General features: G+C 34.9%; 20 protein-coding genes. All 20 read right to left on the bottom strand.

All coding sequences use genetic code 11. The features are described 5' to 3' along the window. Positions 1 to 38: 38 nt before the first annotated feature. The 20 genes from ACQ5H4_RS01575 to ACQ5H4_RS01480 all read right to left on the bottom strand — a co-directional run bounded on the left by ACQ5H4_RS01575 (position 39) and on the right by ACQ5H4_RS01480 (position 22,204). Positions 39 to 314: a YokU family protein gene (locus ACQ5H4_RS01575; RefSeq protein WP_430773222.1), complete on the bottom strand. Its 276-nt coding sequence runs from the start codon at positions 312 to 314 to the stop codon at positions 39 to 41. A 13-nt stretch (positions 315 to 327) separates the two neighbouring features. Continuing rightward, positions 328 to 1,755, bottom strand: coding sequence for a lysine 2,3-aminomutase (gene kamA, locus ACQ5H4_RS01570; RefSeq protein WP_430773221.1), 1,428 nt, complete (start codon positions 1,753 to 1,755; stop codon positions 328 to 330). A 668-nt stretch (positions 1,756 to 2,423) separates the two neighbouring features. After that, positions 2,424 to 2,888 (bottom strand): DUF3237 domain-containing protein, encoded by a 465-nt coding sequence (locus tag ACQ5H4_RS01565; protein WP_430773220.1) that lies wholly within the window; start codon positions 2,886 to 2,888, stop codon positions 2,424 to 2,426. A 36-nt stretch (positions 2,889 to 2,924) separates the two neighbouring features. Continuing rightward, a complete protein-coding gene (locus tag ACQ5H4_RS01560) occupies positions 2,925 to 3,818 on the bottom strand; it encodes an ROK family protein (RefSeq protein WP_430773219.1) in 894 nt (297 codons plus the stop codon). Between the two features lie 93 nt (positions 3,819 to 3,911). Next, the gene (locus ACQ5H4_RS01555; RefSeq protein ID WP_430773218.1) at positions 3,912 to 4,751 is read right to left on the bottom strand and encodes an MBL fold metallo-hydrolase; all 840 of its coding nucleotides are present in this window, start codon (positions 4,749 to 4,751) and stop codon (positions 3,912 to 3,914) included. Positions 4,752 to 4,843: 92 nt separating this feature from the next. Beyond that, positions 4,844 to 5,812 carry an ABC transporter permease gene (locus ACQ5H4_RS01550; protein WP_430773217.1) on the bottom strand — a complete coding sequence of 323 codons (969 nt, stop codon included), beginning with the start codon at positions 5,810 to 5,812 and terminating at the stop codon, positions 4,844 to 4,846. 20 nt (positions 5,813 to 5,832) lie between these two features. After that, on the bottom strand, positions 5,833 to 7,332 hold the full coding sequence (locus tag ACQ5H4_RS01545) for a sugar ABC transporter ATP-binding protein (RefSeq protein WP_430773216.1): 1,500 nt from the start codon (positions 7,330 to 7,332) through the stop codon (positions 5,833 to 5,835). 72 nt (positions 7,333 to 7,404) lie between these two features. Further along, positions 7,405 to 8,307 carry a sugar ABC transporter substrate-binding protein gene (locus ACQ5H4_RS01540; protein WP_430773215.1) on the bottom strand — a complete coding sequence of 301 codons (903 nt, stop codon included), beginning with the start codon at positions 8,305 to 8,307 and terminating at the stop codon, positions 7,405 to 7,407. A gap of 319 nt (positions 8,308 to 8,626) precedes the next feature. Continuing rightward, complete coding sequence (locus ACQ5H4_RS01535) at positions 8,627 to 10,057, bottom strand: ATP-binding cassette domain-containing protein (protein ID WP_430773214.1); 1,431 nt, start codon at positions 10,055 to 10,057, stop codon at positions 8,627 to 8,629. A gap of 39 nt (positions 10,058 to 10,096) precedes the next feature. Next, positions 10,097 to 11,113: a sensor histidine kinase gene (locus ACQ5H4_RS01530; RefSeq protein WP_430773213.1), complete on the bottom strand. Its 1,017-nt coding sequence runs from the start codon at positions 11,111 to 11,113 to the stop codon at positions 10,097 to 10,099. A gap of 14 nt (positions 11,114 to 11,127) precedes the next feature. Next, positions 11,128 to 12,738 carry a response regulator transcription factor gene (locus tag ACQ5H4_RS01525; protein WP_430773212.1) on the bottom strand — a complete coding sequence of 537 codons (1,611 nt, stop codon included), beginning with the start codon at positions 12,736 to 12,738 and terminating at the stop codon, positions 11,128 to 11,130. 165 nt (positions 12,739 to 12,903) lie between these two features. Beyond that, entirely contained in the window at positions 12,904 to 13,854 is a 951-nt protein-coding gene (locus tag ACQ5H4_RS01520; protein ID WP_430773211.1) for an alpha/beta fold hydrolase, read from the bottom strand. A 94-nt stretch (positions 13,855 to 13,948) separates the two neighbouring features. Beyond that, a complete protein-coding gene (locus ACQ5H4_RS01515; RefSeq protein WP_430773210.1) occupies positions 13,949 to 15,136 on the bottom strand; it encodes a thiolase family protein in 1,188 nt (395 codons plus the stop codon). A 45-nt stretch (positions 15,137 to 15,181) separates the two neighbouring features. Then, positions 15,182 to 16,159 (bottom strand): AEC family transporter, encoded by a 978-nt coding sequence (locus tag ACQ5H4_RS01510; protein WP_430773209.1) that lies wholly within the window; start codon positions 16,157 to 16,159, stop codon positions 15,182 to 15,184. A 135-nt stretch (positions 16,160 to 16,294) separates the two neighbouring features. Beyond that, complete coding sequence (locus ACQ5H4_RS01505; RefSeq protein WP_430773208.1) at positions 16,295 to 17,134, bottom strand: VOC family protein; 840 nt, start codon at positions 17,132 to 17,134, stop codon at positions 16,295 to 16,297. A gap of 58 nt (positions 17,135 to 17,192) precedes the next feature. Next, positions 17,193 to 18,239, bottom strand: coding sequence for an alcohol dehydrogenase catalytic domain-containing protein (locus ACQ5H4_RS01500; RefSeq protein ID WP_430773207.1), 1,047 nt, complete (start codon positions 18,237 to 18,239; stop codon positions 17,193 to 17,195). A gap of 49 nt (positions 18,240 to 18,288) precedes the next feature. Next, on the bottom strand, positions 18,289 to 19,104 hold the full coding sequence (locus tag ACQ5H4_RS01495) for an enoyl-CoA hydratase/isomerase family protein (protein WP_430773206.1): 816 nt from the start codon (positions 19,102 to 19,104) through the stop codon (positions 18,289 to 18,291). A 54-nt stretch (positions 19,105 to 19,158) separates the two neighbouring features. After that, the gene (locus tag ACQ5H4_RS01490; protein ID WP_430773205.1) at positions 19,159 to 20,343 is read right to left on the bottom strand and encodes a CaiB/BaiF CoA transferase family protein; all 1,185 of its coding nucleotides are present in this window, start codon (positions 20,341 to 20,343) and stop codon (positions 19,159 to 19,161) included. Positions 20,344 to 20,374: 31 nt separating this feature from the next. Beyond that, positions 20,375 to 21,127 carry an SDR family NAD(P)-dependent oxidoreductase gene (locus ACQ5H4_RS01485; protein WP_430773204.1) on the bottom strand — a complete coding sequence of 251 codons (753 nt, stop codon included), beginning with the start codon at positions 21,125 to 21,127 and terminating at the stop codon, positions 20,375 to 20,377. A 357-nt stretch (positions 21,128 to 21,484) separates the two neighbouring features. After that, positions 21,485 to 22,204 carry a FadR/GntR family transcriptional regulator gene (locus ACQ5H4_RS01480; protein ID WP_430773203.1) on the bottom strand — a complete coding sequence of 240 codons (720 nt, stop codon included), beginning with the start codon at positions 22,202 to 22,204 and terminating at the stop codon, positions 21,485 to 21,487. Between the last annotated feature and the right edge of the window lie 320 nt (positions 22,205 to 22,524).

Raw genomic sequence — 22,524 nt, 5'->3', positions numbered from 1 at the left:
AAGGCACCCACTAGTTCCTTTTTACGATTGCTATTATTCTATGAAGAAAAATCAAAGTAATTTCTCTTTAGCAATCTTGTTAGTTTCATTAGTTCCTTTAGACTTATCCTATTACCTATTCTCCCCGTATCGACTAAAAATAATTGATCCTCTATTTCCTTGATTACATTGTCTTCCTGATATACCATTCCACATTCGCTACAGATTATCGCTGGTGTTTCAGTAATCTCAATAGCCCTTGATCCGTCTGGAAGCTCCCAATATACAGTGCTCTCACCTACACTCGCCTTCCCTTCACACCATTCACATCTCATATTAAATTAATCACTACTCCTTTACGGTTATGTCTGGTTCTTGATCAGAAATTCCCCTGAATTTTTGTTGTTGTGCCCGATATTTCTTTTCCTTTAACTCATCACGCTTTTCACGTTTATTTTTTAAGGAAGAATGAGTTTGGTCTTCCTGATATTGATGTCGTCTGTCTAACCGTTGGAGTCCATCTGGAACGAGATTGAATTTACTGTCATTCATCACAGCTGCGATACCAACATTAGATTTATAGTTCTCATATTCAGGATAAACCTCTTTAAAATAATCCTCAGCCTTACCTGGGATATAGTTTTCTGGTTCCGGATAGGATGTAATCACGCCTTCAAAATTCCTCAATACGACTTTATCAGCACTTTGGGATATCAGATAATTCGGCTGAAGAGGAATTTTCCCACCACCTCCAGGACTATCAACAACGAAGGTTGGAATAGCATAGCCCGAAGTATGGCCTCGCAACCCTTCAATAATTTCAAGACCTTTTGAGACCGGAGCACGGAAATGGCCAATTCCTTCAGATAAATCACATTGATAGATATAATAAGGACGTACTCTTATTTTCACAAGGTCATGCATCAGCTTCTTCATAATTGGAACACTATCATTTATTCCTGCTAGAATAACAGACTGATTACCAATAGGAACACCGGCATTCGCCAACATTTCACACGCTTTTTTCGATTCCTCTGTTATTTCTATTGAGGTGTTAAAGTGGGTATTTAACCAGATTGGATGATATTTTTTCAAAATTGAACATAAATTCTCAGTAATTCGTTGTGGAAAAACTACAGGAGCACGGGTACCAATTCGAATAATTTCTACATGATCAATCTCACGCAGGTTTTTCAGAATATACTCTAAAATTTGGTCATTTATTAATAATCCATCTCCACCAGATATTAAAACATCTCTCACTGCTGGTGTATTTCTAATATAAGCAATTGCTTGATCTAATTGTTTTTTTGGAACTCCCATTCCAATTTGTCCTGAGAATCGCCTTCTGGTGCAATATCTACAATACATGGAGCATTGATTTGTCACTAGAAATAACACACGATCTGGATAGCGATGTGTTAAACCTGGTGCAGGTGAATCTTCATCTTCGTGAAGAGGATCTTCGAGATCATATCTTGTTTTATATATTTCCTGCGATATTGGTACTGACTGCATTCGAATTGGACAACGTGGATCATCGGGATTCATGAGAGATGCATAATATGGAGTAATATTTAGTGGAATGGTTTTTGTCGATATCCGAACACCGTCCTCTTCCTCTGGAGTCAGATTGATTACTTTTTTCAAATCATCAAGTGTTCGAACAGTATTTGTTAACTGCCAGAGCCAATCATTCCACTGCTCTTCAGTAACATCCTTCCAAAGGTCTATATCCTTCCAATGTCTATTGGGTTTATATAAATTATGTTTCATAATAGTCCCTCCTAAATCCATTTGGCACTTTATTAACATGCAATTTCCGTGCCAATTATTAAAGTTACCGAAAAAGTTGGTAAGATTGGGGTTGAGAACTTATGGAGGGGAGGGAGTTCCAGATATAGTAAAAAAAACTGCCAGAATTCGGGCAGCTTATTTTTTAAATTTACAGTTATCTAAGCAGCCTAAAAACTTAGCAAGCTTATAGAAATCTTAGTATTTATTATTATTAAAACTCAAAAACCATACATATATATACCTTAATATTAAGCATATATACCCCGTAATGACTATACGTATCGCTGAACCATTCATATTTTGTATCGTTTATATTTTTAGTTAGCTTATTTAATACCCCACTAATAGGTATATAGTTGTGCTGATATTCTGTCATTCAAATGCCCAAAATTCGGCATTAACTAATACGAAACCTTTTAAATAACCTCCACCATTTTCCAAGTTACTAAAAGTTTAACCAATAATTTTTAAAAAATAATTTATACAATAGACATAAAAGGTAATTGTTGAAAGTGATTCGCCAAACTTAAGTTTTTATTTCGAATTTCTGTGACCAAAAACCGTTTAGTTATTTCTAATGTGGAATGCAAAAAAAGCTACCTTGTAGAGCGATTTGTCCAACTTGGGTAGCTTTTCATAATAAAATATTATTTAGATTTATAGAATGTTAATAAAACTTTATCTGGTAATCTAGTGGCATAGCAAATAAAGATGTGATTCATCATCCATTTGTATTTTTCATCATATACCTCAAACGTTGGAATGGTTCTGAAATAGTAAACATCAGGATCTACAAACTTACCTGCTATTACATTCACTACATATTCCTCAGGAACTGTTCGTATTCCATTATTTTCTATGTAGATTGACGCACCATCGTCTAGCCTGATAGCATATCTAGCAGAAAGTTCACATTTTCCATCTGGACGAATAATCTGGCTATCTACCCCTCCCGGTAAAACCTTTCCATTAAAACCATTACCAATTACCTCACCTGATAATATGGGAATCAACTGTCTTCTTCCAACGATATCATCCTGACCCACTACAATGGGTTTATCAACTTCAATTGTAATAGTAAATACTTCCTCAAATGATGTTCTAGTAGTCAAAATCATTTCCCACCTTATGTTTTGTTTTTCTAAGAATTAGAGTTTTGTTTTTAATAGGAAGTGATATAGCGCACCGTATAAGTTTGCATCACTCCCAAATCTACAAGTTACAATTTTGGGTTTTGCCGTGTGTATTGGATTTTTCTCTTTTAATTCATTAATTGCCCATTTTATTCGTTCTAGAACCACTGGTTGTGAGCTTATTCCTCCCCCAATTGCAAAAATTTCTGGATCTAAAATATATTGCAAGTTTAGAATTTGTGTACCCAATTGAATACAGTATTCATTAAAGATCTCATTTGCTTCTTTATCATGAGCATTAATGAACTCAAATACAGCCTTTCCATCGGTTGTATCATTAAGATTCTTCAATTCTGCAATCCTAGTTACCATCTTAACAGCTGAAGATTCAATACCGACAAGTTTTCCTTCTCTGGTTTGTTGATTAACCTCACTCATAACATAACTAATTTCTCCAGCCGAAAGATTAAAACCTCTATGAAGTTTACCATCGATAATGATGCCTCCTCCAACACCACTTCCCAATACTAGAACTACTGAATCTTTTGCATCCTTAACATTTCCCATCCATAATTCGGCTAATGCTGCACATTTTCCATCATTCTCAATAGATACATACATTTCATATTTTTCATAAATGATATCCACTAAATTCACATCATGCAAAAACGGAAGAAGACCTCCATGATAAATTGTACCGCTATCTACATCTATTATTCCAGGACAGCTAATTGCGATTCCTTTCACATGAAATAAATCATGCTCTTCAATGATGGAAAAAATCACTTGCTTAAAGTCGGATAAATTGGTTGTTGGGGTCGGTCTGTTTCTTTTCTTAACAATATCTCCTTCACTGTTCATTAATGCATATTTAATAAAAGTGCCGCCAATATCAATTACTATATACAAGTTCTTTCACCTCAGTTTCATTAAGTCTGGGACATAATCCATAAAAGAAAATGTTCCACAAAAGGTTAACTTGTATGGAACATTTCTAACTTTCTATTGATTTACCTTTTCCTTACTGTAGATAATATTACCAAGTCCACCATCTCGTCTTGTCATGGTTTCATCAATTTCTTTTGCTATAAATGCTGTATATCCCATAAAATTAAATGGCACATCATCTGTTCTTCCAGCTTTAATGTCTTCACATACGGCTAAAACGGAATCCAACATTTCCTTCGGAGCATCTCCATCCCCATGAGATAAGTACACTCTGTCATAACGTCCCTTGGTCTTTTTATCTAATTCTCTCAAAGTCTTCTCATATGAACTTACACCGAGTGTATGCTCATCAAAAAGGAATGTTAAGGGGTTACAAGCATCACCTAAAAGTAATGATCTCTCCTCTACGATCAAGATTGTAACTAGACCCGGGGTATGTCCGGCCCCTATGCAAATTTCCAGGGTAATTCCACCAAGATCGAAATGATCTCCTGGCGAAAGCGATTTATAACGATCACACGACTCAATAGGAATATAATCCTCTTCTTTAATCAGTGCAAATTTGTCACCCATAGTCATTTGAAGATATTCTTTTCGAATCGCAAATTCACTATGATTTACATGGACTTCCTTATCTAATGAATTCATATATACTTCATCAAATGCAGGTGAACCCATAGCATGATCTACATGACCATGTGTTAATAATACAAAAACTGGCTTATCTGTCAGTTTATTAATATACGCTTTTAAATCTCCAACTCCAGTACCTGTATCTATAAGGGCAGCTCGATTGTTTCCCTCCACTAAATACATTAATTCACCAGTTGGGCCAAAAATTCTTGTCACATGCTTTGAAATTTTACTAGATTTAAAGAATTGAAATTTTTCCATCTTATTTCCTCCTAAATCAATCCAGTTAAACATCCAATGAAATTCTAGAGAAATCTTGATATATGATCGGTTTCTATATTACCCTTAATAAATTAAGCTTTAACTGCAACTTCAGATACTTTTGCTTTCTTTTCTCTTCTTTGTATAGAATCAATACCGACAGCTGCTATAAGTACAAGCCCTTTAATTACACCCTGCCAATTAGAATCAACATTCATCAATTGTAAACCATTATTTAAAATACCAATAATCAATACACCGACAACAGCTCCTCCAACCTTTCCTTCTCCACCGGCAAAACTGATACCACCAAGGACGGCTGCGGTCATACAATCGAAAGGATAAGATGCGCCAGCACCCGGTTGAGCAGAGTTTGTCCGTGAAAGCATTATCAAAGCTGCTATACTAGTAATAAATCCGCAAAGAGCGTAAACGATATAAGTCATTTTTTCTATATTAATACCCGCTAAACGTGCTGCCTCACGACTTCCACCCATAGCATAAACATATCGTCCAAAATAGGTTTTTTTCAAAATAAACCAGGCTATTGCAACAACTACTCCAAAAATAATAACTGGTATAGGAATTGGTCCAATGTATCCTTGCCCTAACATGGCAAATCCTTCTGGTAACCCAAAGACAGGTAATCCTTTTGTAATTACAAAAGCTAAACCTTGTAACGCCAGCATGGTACCTAGAGTTACTATAATTGGCATTATATTTAATTTCACGGCAATTAACCCATTAACCGCTCCCATTAATGTACCAATAATAATACCTATGATACAAGCAGGTACTATACCCACCCCAAAATTAACCATAAGAATTCCAACAATCATACCATTGACGGCCATTTGACCACCTACAGAAAGATCCATACCACCGGAGATCATGACAAAAGTAACACCGACGACAACGATACCAAACATAGAGACTTGTCGTATAACATTCATTAAGTTTTCAAAACTTAAAAAGTTCGGAGTAGAAAATCCAAAAATAGCAATCACACATAACAAAAGAATATAAATTCCATATTTTTTATATAATTCATAAATACTCATAAGTAATTCCTCCCATCTTTCTATGAAGCCTGTTGCTCGCCACCTGATGCAAGATCCAAGATTTTAGTTTGATCAAATTCCTCTTTCGTCAGCATGCCCATCTGTTTTCCCTCTGCAATTACGATGATACGGTCGCTCATACCAATTAGCTCAGGCATCTCTGAAGACACGATCATAATGGCATATCCTGAATTTGCTAGTTCATTCATCAACTTATAAATCTCTTGTTTCGCTTGAATATCAATTCCGCGAGTAGGTTCATCAAAAATAATAACTTGAGTCTCGGCAGCCATCGTTTTTGCAATAACAACCTTTTGTTGATTACCACCACTAAGGTTGCCCACATTTTGAAGAAGAGAGGGTGCTTTTATCTTGAACTTCTTTTTATACTCCTCAGAAATTTCCATCTCTTTCTTTGTATTTACTATCCCGAATTTGCTGATCTTTTTAATAGAATTAATTACCGTATTCCATTGGATCGACTTACTTAAAAATGCACCAGAGTTTTTTCTATCCTCTGGTATTAGTCCAATTCCTTTTGCAATCGCATCTCCGGGAGATTTAATTTTTACCTCCCTTCCACTCAAAAATATTTTCCCATCCGTGCGACGAGCTGCACCGTAAATTAACTCCATCAACTCAGAACGGCCTGCACCAACCAAGCCTGCAAACCCGAGGATTTCCCCCTTATGTAATTTAAAGTTGATATTTTCCACTCCATTACCACTTAAATCTTCTACTCGTAATATTTCTTCACCAATATAATTTTTGCGTGTTGGATAACTTTCTGTTAAATCTCGACCAGCCATAAGTGAAACTAATTCTTGACGATTGGTATCGGATATATTTTTTGTGTCCACATAATTACCATCTCTCATGATCGATACTCTATCTGCAATTTCAAATAACTCCTCTAACCGGTGGCTAATATATAAAATTGTGACACCTTTAGATTTTAAATCTCGAACAATATCAAAAAGCATGTCGACTTCTGATACTGTTAAAGGAGCAGTTGGTTCGTCCATAATTAACACTTTAACATCACGGCTAACAGCTTTTGCAATTTCAACAATCTGTTGAAACGCTGGGGAAAGTTCACGTACCGGTTTATTTGGGTTAATTTTCACATTTAACTGGTCAAATATCTCAGCGGTTCGTCTTATACGCTCTTTATCATCCACAATGAAAGATCCAGGTTTTTTCTCTCCTAAAAATACATTATCTGCAGCTGACAGTGATGGAACTAAAGTGAATTCCTGGTAAATCACTTCTATTCCGTTCGCTTTTGCATACTGCGGATCCATCGCTTTATTCTCTTTTCCATTAATAGATATAATACCGCTATCTGGAGAAATGGCTCCAGAAATTATTTTAATCAATGTAGATTTTCCGGCACCATTTTCTCCAATAATTGCATGTACTTCCCCTCGAAGAAAATCTATCGATACATCGCTAAGCGCTTTTACGCCCGTATAAGATTTATGAATATCCTTGATCCGTAACACTGTGTTATTCGTCAATTTCACATCCTCCTTTTTAAGAAAAAGGGAAAAGCAACTATTGCCTTCCCCTTACTTTTATAAATAAGGAAATTATTTATTTAAATATTCATTAACATTTTCGATCGTTACTTTTTTATTGGTGCCAATAAACTTTTTGTCTAATGTTTCATCACCAATGGCTAAACGATAAGAACTATCTGAAACTTGTTCCACTAAATCACCCATATCAACGGTTCCACTAAACATACTACCAGCAGCAATTTCCTTCAGTCCCTGTTGAGTCAAATCGCATCCAAAAGCAGCATAACCATCACCAGTCTTACCCGCTGCTTTAAAAGCTTCTACTGCTTCTAATGCCATCGCATCACCGTAAGAAACGATTACCTTTGTTTCTGGATGCTTCTGAAGAACATTTTCGGCAAATGTATAACCATCACCAGGTTTCATCGCGTCTTGCTTCATAACTATAGTGCTATCTGGTAAAAGTTTTTGAAGAGTTTCTACTATTCCATCAGATCTTCTGGCCATGTCAGTACTCTGAGTACTAGTAATAACGGCAATTTCTGTTTTGCCACCATAAGTTTCATTTACAAAATCTGCTGCCATCTCAGCAATTTTGGTTCCAACATCCGTATTATCAGCAACCATAAGATGGTCATAATATTTTGTCTCTACACCAAGTGCCATAACCTTGATGCCCTTATCCATTGCGGCTTTCAATGCTTCATCAGTAGAACCATCAGCAACCATTGCAATGATTTCGTCAACATTTCCTACTGTGTAGTTTTCAATTGCCGAAACAGCTTTACTTGAATCCATTTCAAAACTAGTAGTTTCAACTGTATACCCTTTTTCCTTAAGATTTTTGGTAACACCATCAACCAAATTAATAAAAAATTCGCTTTGAAGAGTTGGAACTAAGAATCCAATCTTCTTTGTAGCTGTTTTTGTTGAAGTAGTTGATTCTGTTGGCGATGATGTCGTTGGCTTCATACTGCAGGCAACCATGCTAAGAACTATTAATACAGAAAATATTGCTAAAACAACTTTTTTCATAGTAAATCTCCCCTTTTAATATATTTTTATAAAATGGAATCGCTTTCAATATAAAGTATAATTTTCTTTATTTAGAGTATCAATGAGAGTAAATTTAGATTTAGGTAGATAATATTAATTAATTTGGCCTTAATCTATTCATATAGTGAAAATTATGGGAAGAAAAAAATAACCATCTAGAATTTTAGAATGGTAACAAGTCATTTTTCAGTTGGAACTATATGGTCATTATAGAATTCTCCAACTTACTAATCTATTAGTTCCCTTTAATAATTTCCCCATTTTTAATAGTTAGAATTCTATCGCATTTATCCTCAATTTTACGTGTGCTCGATACAATTAATATAAAGGCTGTTCCTTCCTTAGTGAGTCTGCTCATAAAATCGAAAATTAAATTTTGACCATTTATGTCACACTTCAAAAAAGGTTCAAACATTATCACAACCTGTGGATGGTAAATATACCACCGTTCAAGTAATACAGCGATCCTCTCATTTCTATTCAGTTCTTTCACACTAGAGTTATTTAATTCATCAATAATTCCATTTACGATTGTCATCTGCAACTTGGTTAACTTATTACTTACAAATCCTAAAATACCACTTGCTTTTTTCATTGAAGGAAGAAGAATATTCTCTTCAATACTCAAATTTTCCAGCAATTCGTCCTCGTTTCCTAAACTGCTAATAGAAACAATCTTTTTTGAAAGCAATCCATGAATATTTTTATAATAAAGTTGTTTTCCATTTAGATACATCATCATACTTTCCTGATGTTCCCTTCCTGACAGAAGACAAAAAAGTTTTTCTTTTTCCATGATGTCAAAACCATTCAACACGACGGTTTCACCTTGCTTAACATATAAATTTATAGGCGGAACTGACTCATTCAATACAAGATTTTTAACTTCAAATGCGATATCTTTAGTTGTTGATAAGGAATCTTTATTGTCCATTTTAAGAGAGAAATTAACCATGTACTTCTCGACCATGTCTTCTTTCAATTGAACAGTATCCATTTTTTTTGAAATTTGACCATCTCTAAAAAAGACTACTTTATTCGAAAAAAATTGTACTTCTTCAAAGTATTCACAACAGATGATAAAACTTAATCCGTCTTTCTTTAAACGTTGTAAGACTGCCTGAAGAAATATTAATTCTAAAGAAGAATAGGAGGAAAAATTCCTTTCGAAAATAACTATTTTTGCACCACTACTAACTGCTTTAATCAGTTCGACCAGATGCTTTTGTGCTTCACTAAGTGCTCTAACATGAATGTTAGGATCAAGTTTTAGCCCAATACTACTTAAAAGTCTTAAAGTTTGAGAATAAATTAATTTTCCTGGAATCATGATTTTTTTTAAACTATTGTTTCGGATAACAAAAATATTTTCTGAAATGGTTAAATCATCAATCAAAGCGCTTTTTTGAGTTATTATATATATACCTTCCCTATTTGATATTTCCGGATTAAAAAGGTTAACACGCTTTTCATTGATAAAAATGTTGCCACTTAGGATGGGTAATTTACCACTTAAAATATCCAGTAGAATGGATTTACATGAGCCATTTGATTCCATAAGAGCTACTGTTTCGCTTTTATATACGTTTAAATCAATATGTGATATTCTAATTCCCTGTTCTGATTCTGCAATAAGGTTTTCAACTCTAAGAATTTCTTGTCTCATGTTCACGCCACTAGGCTTTTAAAAAGCCATTTTACTCCTTTAATTGTATTGTAAAAAAGCTACTTTATTTTTAACAATAGGTAAAGTAATTTCAACATCTGTGCCCAAATTCAAGGTACTATATAATTTTATACCATAATCCTCACCAAAAATTATCTTAATTCGATTATTTACATTGGCCAGTGCAATCCCGTTGCTAAGTGAACTTTGTTCTTCTTCAACAGCAAAAACCTCACCACATATCTTTTGGTTAATGGTCTCCAACGTGTCAGCATCCATTCCAGAACCATCATCTGAAATAGTAATAAGAAGTCTAGATTTCGTTTGTATGATATCAATGATGACTTTACCTTCCTCTGCTTTTGTTTCCAATCCATGGTATATTGCATTTTCAACAATGGGTTGAATGGTTAATTTTGGCAAATAATAGTCAAAAACTTCATTGTCTTCTTCATCTAAATTAATATTTAATTTGAATTTATTATTAAATCTATAATTTTGAATAGAAAAGTAATTTTTTATATTATTGATTTCATCCCTAAGAGTTACAAGATAATCCTTTTGGCTTATGCTATATCTAAAAAGCGTTGATAAGGCCTCTACCATTTTTGCTATTTCATCTGCTTCTTCTATAATCGCTTGGCCACGAATTGATTCAAGAGTATTATAAAGAAAATGTGGATTAATTTGACTTTGTAAAGCATTTATTTGAGACTGTTTGTCCAACATTTTTACAGAACTTTCGAATCTAAGCTCTTTTTCACATTGTTGAACAATTTTACAAACCTCATTCAGATGATAGTCTTGAGTTGCCCACCCATCGCTCAAACAAGCTTTCCAATCACCACCTTCTATAATTTTATTTAACTTTAAATCTCTCCGCCTTATAGGGAGCAAAATATAAAAGTATATACTATAAATCATGTACGCAAATAAAAAACTTAGTAAAATTAATATAGTTATAACGGAAATATTACATACTATAAAAAACATTATTAGGCTTAAAATAATAATGTAAATGATCCCTAATTTTCTAAAGAGTTTTATAAAATTCATATCAGTACACCTCTTTAAGAATACAGCTTTCTATATTGAGCTGGTTTTATCCCGACAGTCTTTGTGAAAATTTTACTAAAGTACTTTGCATCCTTATACCCAACCTTTTCGGAAATAACTGCAATTTTATCTTTTTCATTTCGTAAAAGATCTTTTGCGGCCTCTATTCTTACTTTACAAAGGTAATCAATAAAGTTTTCACCGGTTTCTTTTTTAAATATCACACTAAAATACACTGGGTTTAAGTTTACGATATTGGCAATATCCTCAAGTACTATTTTATTTGCATAATTTTCATCAATATATTGTTTCGCCTCACGAATTGGTTTGAGATCTTTATTTAATTGTATCTCTTCATAATTTTTCAATATAATGGTTAATCTTTCTTTTAACTGGTGTACCAATGTTTGTACCGAAAAAATGCCAGTTATTGTTTTAATCATTTCATTTTTACTTTGAACAAAATTTTCATTGCTTTCCATTTGAATCAAATTAAAAAATGAATCCACCAATTGAATCGCCAAATTATAATAATCACTTGGATTAGCCATTGGTTCTTCAATCATCTCATCGAATGCTTGATCAATTAGGCTACAAAGCTTAATCGTATCGAAACTTTTTATTATTTGATTTAATGAGTTATTAAATTTTTTAATTAAAGTGCTACCTGACTTTGATAGATAATAATTATAATGATCTGCATTTATTTTTCGTCTAGTCCCTACTACAATGCGGTACTGCAATCCTGTTAGAGCTGAATTCAAGGAATGATTAATGTTAGAAAACAAGTTCTCCACACTTCCTATTCCCATCGTAATTTCATAATTATTAAAGCCATAAACATAATTTTCAATTGTTGAAAATAGAGAGCTGAATTCGTCATTTATTTTATTACTTTGTTCTTCCTGAAAATTCATAACACAACATAATATCTGTTCATTCCAAGTAGCTACTAAACTATCATTTATATAAGGGTTCAAAGCCTGATGAATAAGATTAGCCAATTTTTCCATAACAAGATTATCCTGAAGATAATCCCTTTCATCTAAATTCTTGTAATCTAGGATAAAGGTAATTGCTTGGAAAAACCCTCCCTCAAAATTCAAAGAATATAAATTATTAACAACTTGTATATCATTGTTTTCAAGCTTGTTCGTAATTAATTTTTCTACTAGTTCTCTGTGAAGAGCATTCCTACTTTTATGTAGTTGATCTTGAATTAGAACTTGATTACTATGATTCCTCATATCATTTAGCTTTTCTTTTGTTATTTTTCTCAAAACTTGGTTTAATTCATCTTTATTAATAGGTTTAATCAAATAGTCCTCAACCCCATATTTCAAAGCACTATGTGCATATTCAAAATACCGATAACCACTTATTACCACAAACTTAGTTCCAAGTTTTAATTCTTTCACTTGACGTATTAATTCCAAACCATCTATCTCGGGCATTCTAATATCGGTTATTACTACATCCGGCTGGTATTTGCGAATTAACTCAAGAGCTTCACTCCCATTGTGGGTTATAGCAATAAGATCCATACCGAGCTCGTCCCAAGAAACAAGTTTTTTGATAAGTTGCGCAACCTTATTTTCATCATCTGCAATAATAGCGGTAAACATATATTTCCACTCCCTGATTTTTTAAAATTTTACCAAAGTACTGAGAGCATTTTATACCTCTATAACCAATCTTTTAAAAAAAAGAGAATCTTTTATAGATTCTCCTTTTTAAAAAATCAATATTAAAGATCGTTTTGTATGGTTTTTGCACCACGATCATTTCTTTTACTCACCTTCTAGGAAGTTCTGCAGATCCTTGGCAAATTTCACTGGATTCTTTGCTATCAGGAAATGATCGCCATGTTCTTCTTTTGAGTAAACATAGAGAGTAGAGTTAGGCATAACCGAATGCATCCAGCGCTGGCTTGGCAGATGCTGACTATATTTACCCGTAAAGATTGCTGTCGGCACATTAATCTTTTTAGTGATTACATCGCGCCAGTCGTTGCTGCAATGATCAAACATTATCAGTATCATGTACTTCATGTCTTTTTTGATGAATTGAGACGATAAGCTCCTCGAATTCTCAGAATACGGAGTATTTGGAGCATTAACGCTGCTGTCCATAATAGGAGGACCATTTTCAGATGTAAACGCACTGATCAATTGCTCCGCATGGTCGTACATTACGCCTGCATTTAATCTTTCCTCTTCTGTCATTCCTGAACGACTTAGAATGGACGGAGGCTGGTCGACAAAAGCGATCTTGTTGATTCCTTGAGTTCCGTAGAGGTCAATATAACTCCACAAAACGGCAGCTCCCATTGAGTGCCCAGCAAAATCTGCAGATTTGATACCAAGGTGCTCCGTAAACTCCTTAACATCCGTGGCATATCGGGAAATTCTATTTCCATAATAGACCTTTTCTGACAATCCTTGGTTGCGAAAATCAAGAGAGTAAACACGGTATTTTTCACGGAGAAGGTACATCACGTTAATGAAGTGTGTGCCGTTACCTGACCATCCGGGAAGAAAAATGAGTGGTTTTCCGGTTCCTATAGCCCAATACTTCAACTCCACACCATCACTTGTTTCGAACGAATCGATTTCCAGTCCCTCAAAGTCTGTTAGTTTAGAAGGTATTCCTTTAATTTCATTTGGAAATGTGAAGTCTTCACCAAGTACGGATGTGACTAATCCTGCAATTGAATTCTTATTCATGTCATATACCCCCATAATTTTGATACCAAAATACCGATTTGGTGATTATAGTTCTACATAAAGAATACAACAGATTTTCGAGCTTACTTTTTACCCACCATAACCAAAATTAGGATAGATTTTCAATTAAAATAGCCGTTCCTTGGCCTCCTCCTGCACAGAGTGCAGCAATACCGAAACGCCCACCTCTTCGTTGTAGCTCGTACATTAGAGTAACTACGATTCTAGTACCAGATGCACCTACAGGGTGACCAAGTGCAATTGCTCCTCCATTAATATTCATTTTTAACGGGTCAATGGAAAGTTCTCTTTGAACGGCTAGAGCCTGAGCTGCAAATGCTTCATTAATTTCAAACAAATCGATGTCCTGAATGGAAAGCTTTCTTCTTTCTAGTAATTTTTGAATAGCTGGTATTGGCCCAATTCCCATTATTTCTGGTGAAACTCCAACAGATACCCAATCCACAATGGCTGCTTTTGGTTTAAGCCCTAGATCACTAGCATTTGATTCAGTCATTAAAAGAACAGCTGCCGCCCCATCATTTCGTCCACATGAATTCCCTGCTGTAACTGTCCCAGCCTTCTTAAATGCAGGTTTCAAACTTTGAAGCTTTTCTAAAGTCGTTTCAGGACGTGGATGCTCATCTGTATCAAACACATGCTCTCCTTTTTTCGTTTTGATTGCAAATGGGACAATCTCATCCTTAAATTTACCTGTATTGATTGCTTCCCAAGCTCTTTTTTGACTCAAAAGAGCAAACTCATCCTGGTCTTCACGAGGAATATTAAATTTAGCAGCAACATTTTCTGCCGTTATCCCCATTCCCATGTCTTCACCATAGATCTCTTTTGGTTGATGGCCCGCTTCTAGATTTGAATCTACTAAATAAGACTTGTCTCCCCCAAACCTTGAACCTCGTAAATAGATGGGGGTTCCACTCATACTTTCTGTTCCTCCGGCAACGATAATCTCTGCCTGCGCTGATTGGATTTGTTGAACACCTGATGCAATGGATTGTATCCCTGAAGCACATAATCTGTTTACTGTAAATGCAGGGGACTCCACAGGAATTCCCGCTCGTATGGCCGCTACACGTGCAACGTTCGATGACTCTGTGGTTTGTCGAACTTCACCTAAGATGACTTCATCTATTTTGTTTGCAGGAACATTTGTTTTTTCAAGTAATTTTTCAATCACATGTGCCGCTAAAAAACCGGAATTAATGTCTTTTAAACTCCCCCCGTATCGTCCGATTGCCGTACGGACACCATCTATTATTACCACTCTTTCACTCATTTCTTCTCCCCCTTATAAACCGTATTTAGTTAGCCCTATTTGAAACTAGGTAAAATTTATAATGAAATTAATGATTGGCAGGATAATAATTAATAATCCTGAATTCAACACGATACTTGAATTGGCAAGATCAATATCCAAATCGTAAATTTGAGTTGGAATGACAGATACAAATGCTGGTGGCATAACTGATAATATTAATATAGCTTTTAACACCAGGCCATTCTCTAATTCTCCCATCCCTATAAAATAAGCAAGACTTATTATACAAAATGGAACCAAAACAAATTTAACACATGAAATACTAATACTTTCTTTTATATATTTTCTGATGGCCTTTAACTTAATATGATAACCAATTGGCATCATTAACAATAAGGTTGCCATGGGTACTAATAGGTCAATTAGCATGCTGTAAAATTCTGGCCGTTCTATTGAAGAAACACTTAAAGTTCCTCCTACCGTAATCCCTAAAACCGCTACAATAATGAACGGGTCCTTTGCAAGCCTCAAAATAATATGGAGGAACTTTTCTTGTGTATGCTGAGTTTTAGCATAGGACCTCGCAATTGGATAACCAATTGTATAATAGATAAAATCCTCAAATAAACGGAATAAAGCTACATAAACTAAACTTGCTTCACCCAAAAAGGAAAAACAAAAGATTGTACCAAATAACCCCAAATTAGTAAAGGAACCGGATACAAACATGGATCCCTTTCTCTTGTTATCCAGCTTAAGAAATTTAGATAATATGATTGCAAATATTCCACCTAAAATGATACAAATGGCTCCGAGAATCGGTAAAAGCGCAAGCTTAGGGTTATCTATATTTATCGTCCAAAAAACACCAATAAATATAATTGGGTTTATTATAAAAAGCACTAGTTTAGTCGAATAAACATAGATACGATCCACATACTTTATTTGGTTATGGAGTTCCGCCCATTTACTTGCAATACCTAAACATACACCAAAAAAAATAATCAAGAATGGAAATAATAATTTCTCTATATGATTCACTCCTGTAAATCCTAGTCAGTTGCTCCGAAAAGCTAACCGAAAAAAGTTATTTTACTATCAAGAAATTAAAACAAGCCTCATGACTAAATTGGGGCTAGAACACGGCATTACTGTCCAAGCCCCATATGGCAGCGATTATTTATTATCTTTAATATGTTGAAGTTCAAGTACATTTCCATCTGGATCATAAAGGAAAATTTGATACCATCCTTCGATAGACCATTCACCCATATCGGAGAAAGCTACATTGTTCTCTACTAATCTCTTTTTAACAGCTTCAATGTCGTCAACACGGAAAGCTACATGTCCCGTCAGAAGCGGATTAACATAATGTTTCGTTTTAAAACCATTATGCAGATCCATTGTCGCGATATGAACTTGGTTTCCGTTCTCATCTACTAAAAATCTTGTTTCTCCATCATATTGATTTAATATTCTTCCACCGTTCATTTCCTTACTTTCAGTCAAGCCCAATATATCTCTATAAAAGAAGGTCATTTCTTCAATATTATTTGTACTATAATTCCTATGGTGCAATTGAATATCCATTTTATGATCTTCTGGTTCTGCATCAACTTGTTGAACTTCAATGCAATTACCATCTGGGTCATATAAGAAGATTTGATACCACCCCTTAATTGACCATTCGCCAAAATCAGAATAAGGTACATTATGTTTATCTAATCTGGCTTTTAATTCCTCAATATCATCTGTACGAAATGCTAAATGGCCCGTTAGAAGCGGATTAACATAGTGCCCTGTTTTAAAACCATTAAATAGATCCCTTGTCGCAATATGAACTTGATAATCTCCGCCCGCAGATAAAAATCGGGTATAAGTATCATACCCTCGACCCGAAACTTCCTCCCCGCTCATTTCTGTACTTTCTTTTAAACCTAATACATTTTTATAAAAAGAGGTCATTTCATCCACATTATTCGTACTAAAATTATAATGGTGTAATGTAATTTTCACTTTATTCACTCCTAAATTTTTTAATATCTAAAAATAAATAATCCTCATTTGATCTAAATCATGGACGTAGTAAAACTTTTACTCCTTCACCATTCAACGCAACTCTAAACGCTTCTGCAAATTCTTCTAATGAAAATCGGTGAGTAATGGATGGCGTAACATTTAATTTATTTTCCAGCAGAAGTTGTTCCATTAAGTCCCAAGTCTCCCACATAATGCGACCAGAAATTCCACTTATGGTTATTTCTTTTGTTGCTACACTAGATAAATTTACCGGAACGTCTCCAGGGAACAATCCAACCATCACAGCTTTTCCGCCTTTTTTTAAATATGGAAGCGCTTCATTAAATGCGCGACCATTCCCTGTCGTTTCTATTATCACATCCACTTTGTTCTTTCCACTGAATATAGAGGATAGCGGTGTTTCAGTCGGGTTAATAACCTTAAAATCACCGCACTGCAATGCAACATCTAATCTTATTTGTTTTAAATCACTAATATACACGGAATCAGCACCTAAAGCTAAGCTTGCACATGCTGAGTAAAGGCCTATTGGACCAGCACCAAGAACCGCTACATTTTTCCCCTGTACATTCCCAACTTGAGCTGCATGCACTCCTACTCCTAAAGGTTCGAGAATGGCAGCAACTTCTTCTGGAATGGAATCAGGTACTTTACGCAGGCAGACTTCCGGAACAACTGCCCATTCTGCAAAACAACCATCGATATGAAGACCAAAATAAGTTAAATTCTCGCAAATATGTTGGCTCCCATTTTGACATAATTCACACTCACCACATGGTATATGAGTCTCAACACTGACACGGTCGCCTGCTTGAAAAGATGTAACACCATATCCAAGTTCAACAACTTCTCCAACACATTCATGACCCGAAATACCAGGAACTTTAAGCCCAACCTCTGCTGCCCAGTTATCCCACTGATAAATGTGAAGGTCGGTTCCACAGATTGTGGTCAATTTGATACGAATTAGTACTTCTCCTCTTCCAGGCTTAGGAATTTCTGATTCTTTAAATGTAAATCCAGGTGCCGAACTTTCTTTAACAAGAGATTTCATTGTTTTGACAAGCGATTTATTTGTCATAATGTCACACACCTTACAAAAAGTAGATTTACCACTGTGAATCCTAAAACTATTTACCACTAAATACGGGTGGTCTTTTTTCAACAAAAGCTCGGATGCCTTCAAAACGGTCTTCCGTATGTAAACAACGGCCATAGTAGTCATTTTCAATTTCCCTAGCTTCACTTTCAATCCTTCCCTGTATCTCGTTAACGGATGACTTACAATTTTGAACGGCAATCGGAGCATTTCTTGCAATACTTTCAGCAAGCTCAATGGCTCTACTATGAATAAGGGACGAATCCGTTAACTCATTTAATAATCCTGCCCGATTAGCTACTTCTGCTGTAACGAACTTACCCGTAAATAACCATTCTTTCGCAATATGCGTAGAAACCCTTCGCTGCAATAATCGAGAACCTCCTCCCCCCGGCATAATGCCGCGAGTTACCTCTGGAAGACCAAAAACAGCCTTTTCTGAAGCGAGGATCATATCGCAATTTAATGCTAATTCGAAACCTCCTGCTAGTGCATATCCATCCACTACAGCAATAACTGGTTGAGGTAACTCGGCAATCGCATTAAACATTTCAGCAAAGAGTTCATGGTGACGATGAAATTCTTCTTCCGATATTCCATTTCTTTCTTTTAAATCTGCACCAGAACAAAATGCTTTAGAATCAGATGAAGTTAACAACACAACACGAACTTCACTATTGGAGATTTCCTGACAGATGTCAATAATTTGCTTCCCCATTTCTGTGTTAAAGGCATTACGAGCTTCCGGTCGGTTTAAAACCATTTTTCCAATTGTCCCATTTTCACCTATTCTTTCCCATGTAACAAAGGCCATATCTTCACTTCCCTTATTTTGATAAAGAATCAATCTTCAACACTCATATTCTCAGACAACTAAACCCGAAATAGGTTTGCTTCTCTTTTACACTACTTTACTAGCCCTAAGTTTTTCAATTTCCACATCTGTATAGCCTAGTTGGGACAGTACTTCATTTGTATGTTCTCCAAGCAGAGGTGGATATTGCCTTACTTTACTAGGAGTGTCCGAAAATTTAACTGGAAATCCTGGCATTTTTAAATCCTTTATAAAAGGATGTTCAACCTCAATTATCATCTCTCTCTCTTTAATTTGAGGATGGTTGAGAACTTGATCAATTGTATGTATTGGGCCGCATGGTACCCCTGCCTCTTCCATCTTTTCAAAAATGTCTTTACTTTGCATTAGAACAATTCTACTTATCAGGATAGGAATGAGTTCGTCTCGATTGGCAACCCTGTTTTGATTGGTTTTAAAACGGTCATCCTCCAACAAATCTACCCAATCCATGGCTAAGCAGCATTTCTCCCAGAGTCTATCATTACCGACTGCGAGAATAATATATGAATCTTTTGTTTGAAAGGATTGATATGGAACAAGAGTTGGATGCGCCGACCCCATTCTTCCTGCAGGTTTTCCAGTTGCTAAGTAGCCTGTCGCCATATGGTTTAGCAACATGACCTGTCCATCTAATAAACTCACATCTAGTAATTGCCCTTTCCCAGTCTTGAGTCTGGAAAATAGAGCACTTAGTATTCCGTAAGCTGCAAACATTCCTGTTGATAAATCTACGATTGACATTCCTGCCTTAACTGGTGGTCGATCGGGGTCTCCAGTAATACTCATTAAGCCACCAAAGCCTTGTAACAACAAATCATAACCTGCCCTATGCTTTTCTGGACCCGTCCGTCCAAATCCAGAAATGGAGCAGTAAATTAAGTTTGGATTAATTCCCTTTAATTCTTCATAACCAAGTCCCATTTTATCCAGGGCACCAGTTCTGAAGTTTTCTACTAAAACATCCGCTTCCTTGACTAATTTATAAATAATTTCTTTACCTTCTTTACTCTTTAAATCTACTGTTATACTTTTTTTATTTCTATTAGCTGTTAGATAATAACAACTTTCTCCATCCCATGAAGGAGGAGTGAATCTTCTGGCTTCGTCTCCTTTTTCGGGTTGCTCTACTTTAATGACATCTGCTCCAACATCACCTAGTAACATAGCACAAAAGGGACCAGCAAGGGTTCGGGATAAATCAAGGATTTTAATACCTTCTAGTGGTTGCATGTGCATCTCTCCTTACTTTTAATCTAGTATCTTAGATATTTCGTGCTCCCAAGCTTTTGCCACCATCAACGTGCAAGACTTGGCCTGTAATATATCTAGCTTCTTCTGACGAAAAAAACAAAACCGTATTTGCAATATCTTCTGGCTCTCCAATTAATGGAGTTGGCTGGGCTTTAATAAGATTATCTTGCACCTTCTGAGGAAGACTACGAATTAAAGGAGTATCAATTAATCCCGGTGCAATACAGTTTACTGTTATATTAAATTTGGCAAATTCAAGTGCCAATGAACGTGTTAAACTGACAAGACCTCCCTTAGATGCGGAATAATTTGATTGTCCAACCTGTCCTAACCATGCACGTGAAGAAATATTGACAATACGGCCATATTCGGCTTCTTTCATATGTTCCAATACAACTTTGGAACATATCCATGCACCCTTTAAATTGACATTCATCACAAAATCAAAATCTTCCTCCGGCATATTTAAAATCAAATTATCTCTAACTACTCCTGTATTGTTAATTAAACCATCAATTTTTCCATATCTAGCAATGATCTCTTTTACCATCACTTGTACTTCATCCATTTTTGTGATATCGGCTTTTAGACTAATCGCTTTTTGACCTTTTTCAGTTATATCACTTACAACCTTTTCAGCCTTTTCCATGTTTACATCATTAATCACTATTCTTGCACCATTTTGTGCTAATTTTTTTGCAATTCCTTCCCCAATACCACTTCCAGCTCCAGTAACTAAAATGACTCGATTTTTTACATTCATATTTACTAATTCCTTTCTAATTTTAAATATGACAAACATGAATTGGATATGTTACTTCAACTGTTACCATCATCTCCGTGAATTTTCTAGTTATAAGGTTATCAGACAAGTCGAACAAGATTCTACATAACTCACCTATTAATAAACGCTTTCATTTTTCAGTTTATTTAGAATGCATTTGAAAATCTACTTTATTATTTATAAGGTTATCAGACATAATGATAAAAAATAAAGAACTTTAATAAAAAAATAACATATAGCCATTCTAAATGTCTATAAATTATTTTAAATTATCGGAAAATTCCCTAAAAAAGCACCAAGGAATTTTACCCCTTGGCACTTTTTTAATCTCAAAAATTAATTATATTTTGATTTCATGTATCTTCGTAGCTCGGTTTCAAAACGTTCTAGATGATCCTTCATACATTTATGAGCCTTCTCAACATTTTGTTCTAAAATAGCTTGATATATATTTTTATGTTCTTCTAATAGAATGTTAGATGTTGATGGATTACTAAATCCTACCTTACGTATTTCTCTCATAGCTTTTTCCATTTGTTCAGAGATGGTATCTAATAATTTTACCATAATGGAGTTTTGAGTTGCTTGAGCTATAATATGATGAAAGAACATATCTTCTTTTTCACTTTCCTCTTTGTTTAATACATTTAACTCCATTTGATTTAATACATGTTGGAACTTTTTTAAATCATTATTTTTTCTATTCCTAGCTGCTAACTCCACATTTGATAATTCTAATGATTTTCGTGCTTCCATTAATTCAAGAATGGTTTTGTCACTCAAGAGCAATCCGGAAAAGTCTGGGATTCCAACGTCATCTTGGACAATTTTACACACTGTACTTCCTTCGCCTTGTCTGGATTCTATAAGCCCCATAATTTTCAAGGCACTTAGAGCTTCTCTAATTGTAGAACGTCCAACTGAGTAGAGTTGACACAATTCTTTATCAGATGGTAATTTTTCTCCTGGTTTTAATTTACCATCTAAGATTTGTTGCTTTATATGATCTGCAATTTTTTCATATATTCTTACAGTCGTCATTTTTAGTGGCTCCATGTTTTCCTCCTATACGCAAAAATTAACAGTTTTCTAAAAATTCTCAATAATATATGGACTAAAAAAAAGTTCTTTGTTAATATAATTTTAGAAATGATACCGATTTCACTAATAGTTCCTGTCTGACAATCTAGTTGTCATACATACATCATACCACATTACTTAATGATTTTGGTATTGTCCCTTTTTTAATGATTTCAATATTAAATTCGCATTGTTTTTTATTTTTACAAAGTTGTCTGATAATCTTACATATTAAGTTGTCAGATAACCTTATAATAAATAAAATCAGACAAAGGAGGTTTTTATACTTAATATGT

This window comes from Bacillus coreaensis (assembly GCF_050586445.1).
In the GTDB taxonomy this organism is placed as follows: Bacteria; Bacillota; Bacilli; order Bacillales; family Cytobacillaceae; genus Robertmurraya_A; species Robertmurraya_A coreaensis.
This window is presented reverse-complemented; position numbering and strand designations above follow the sequence as displayed.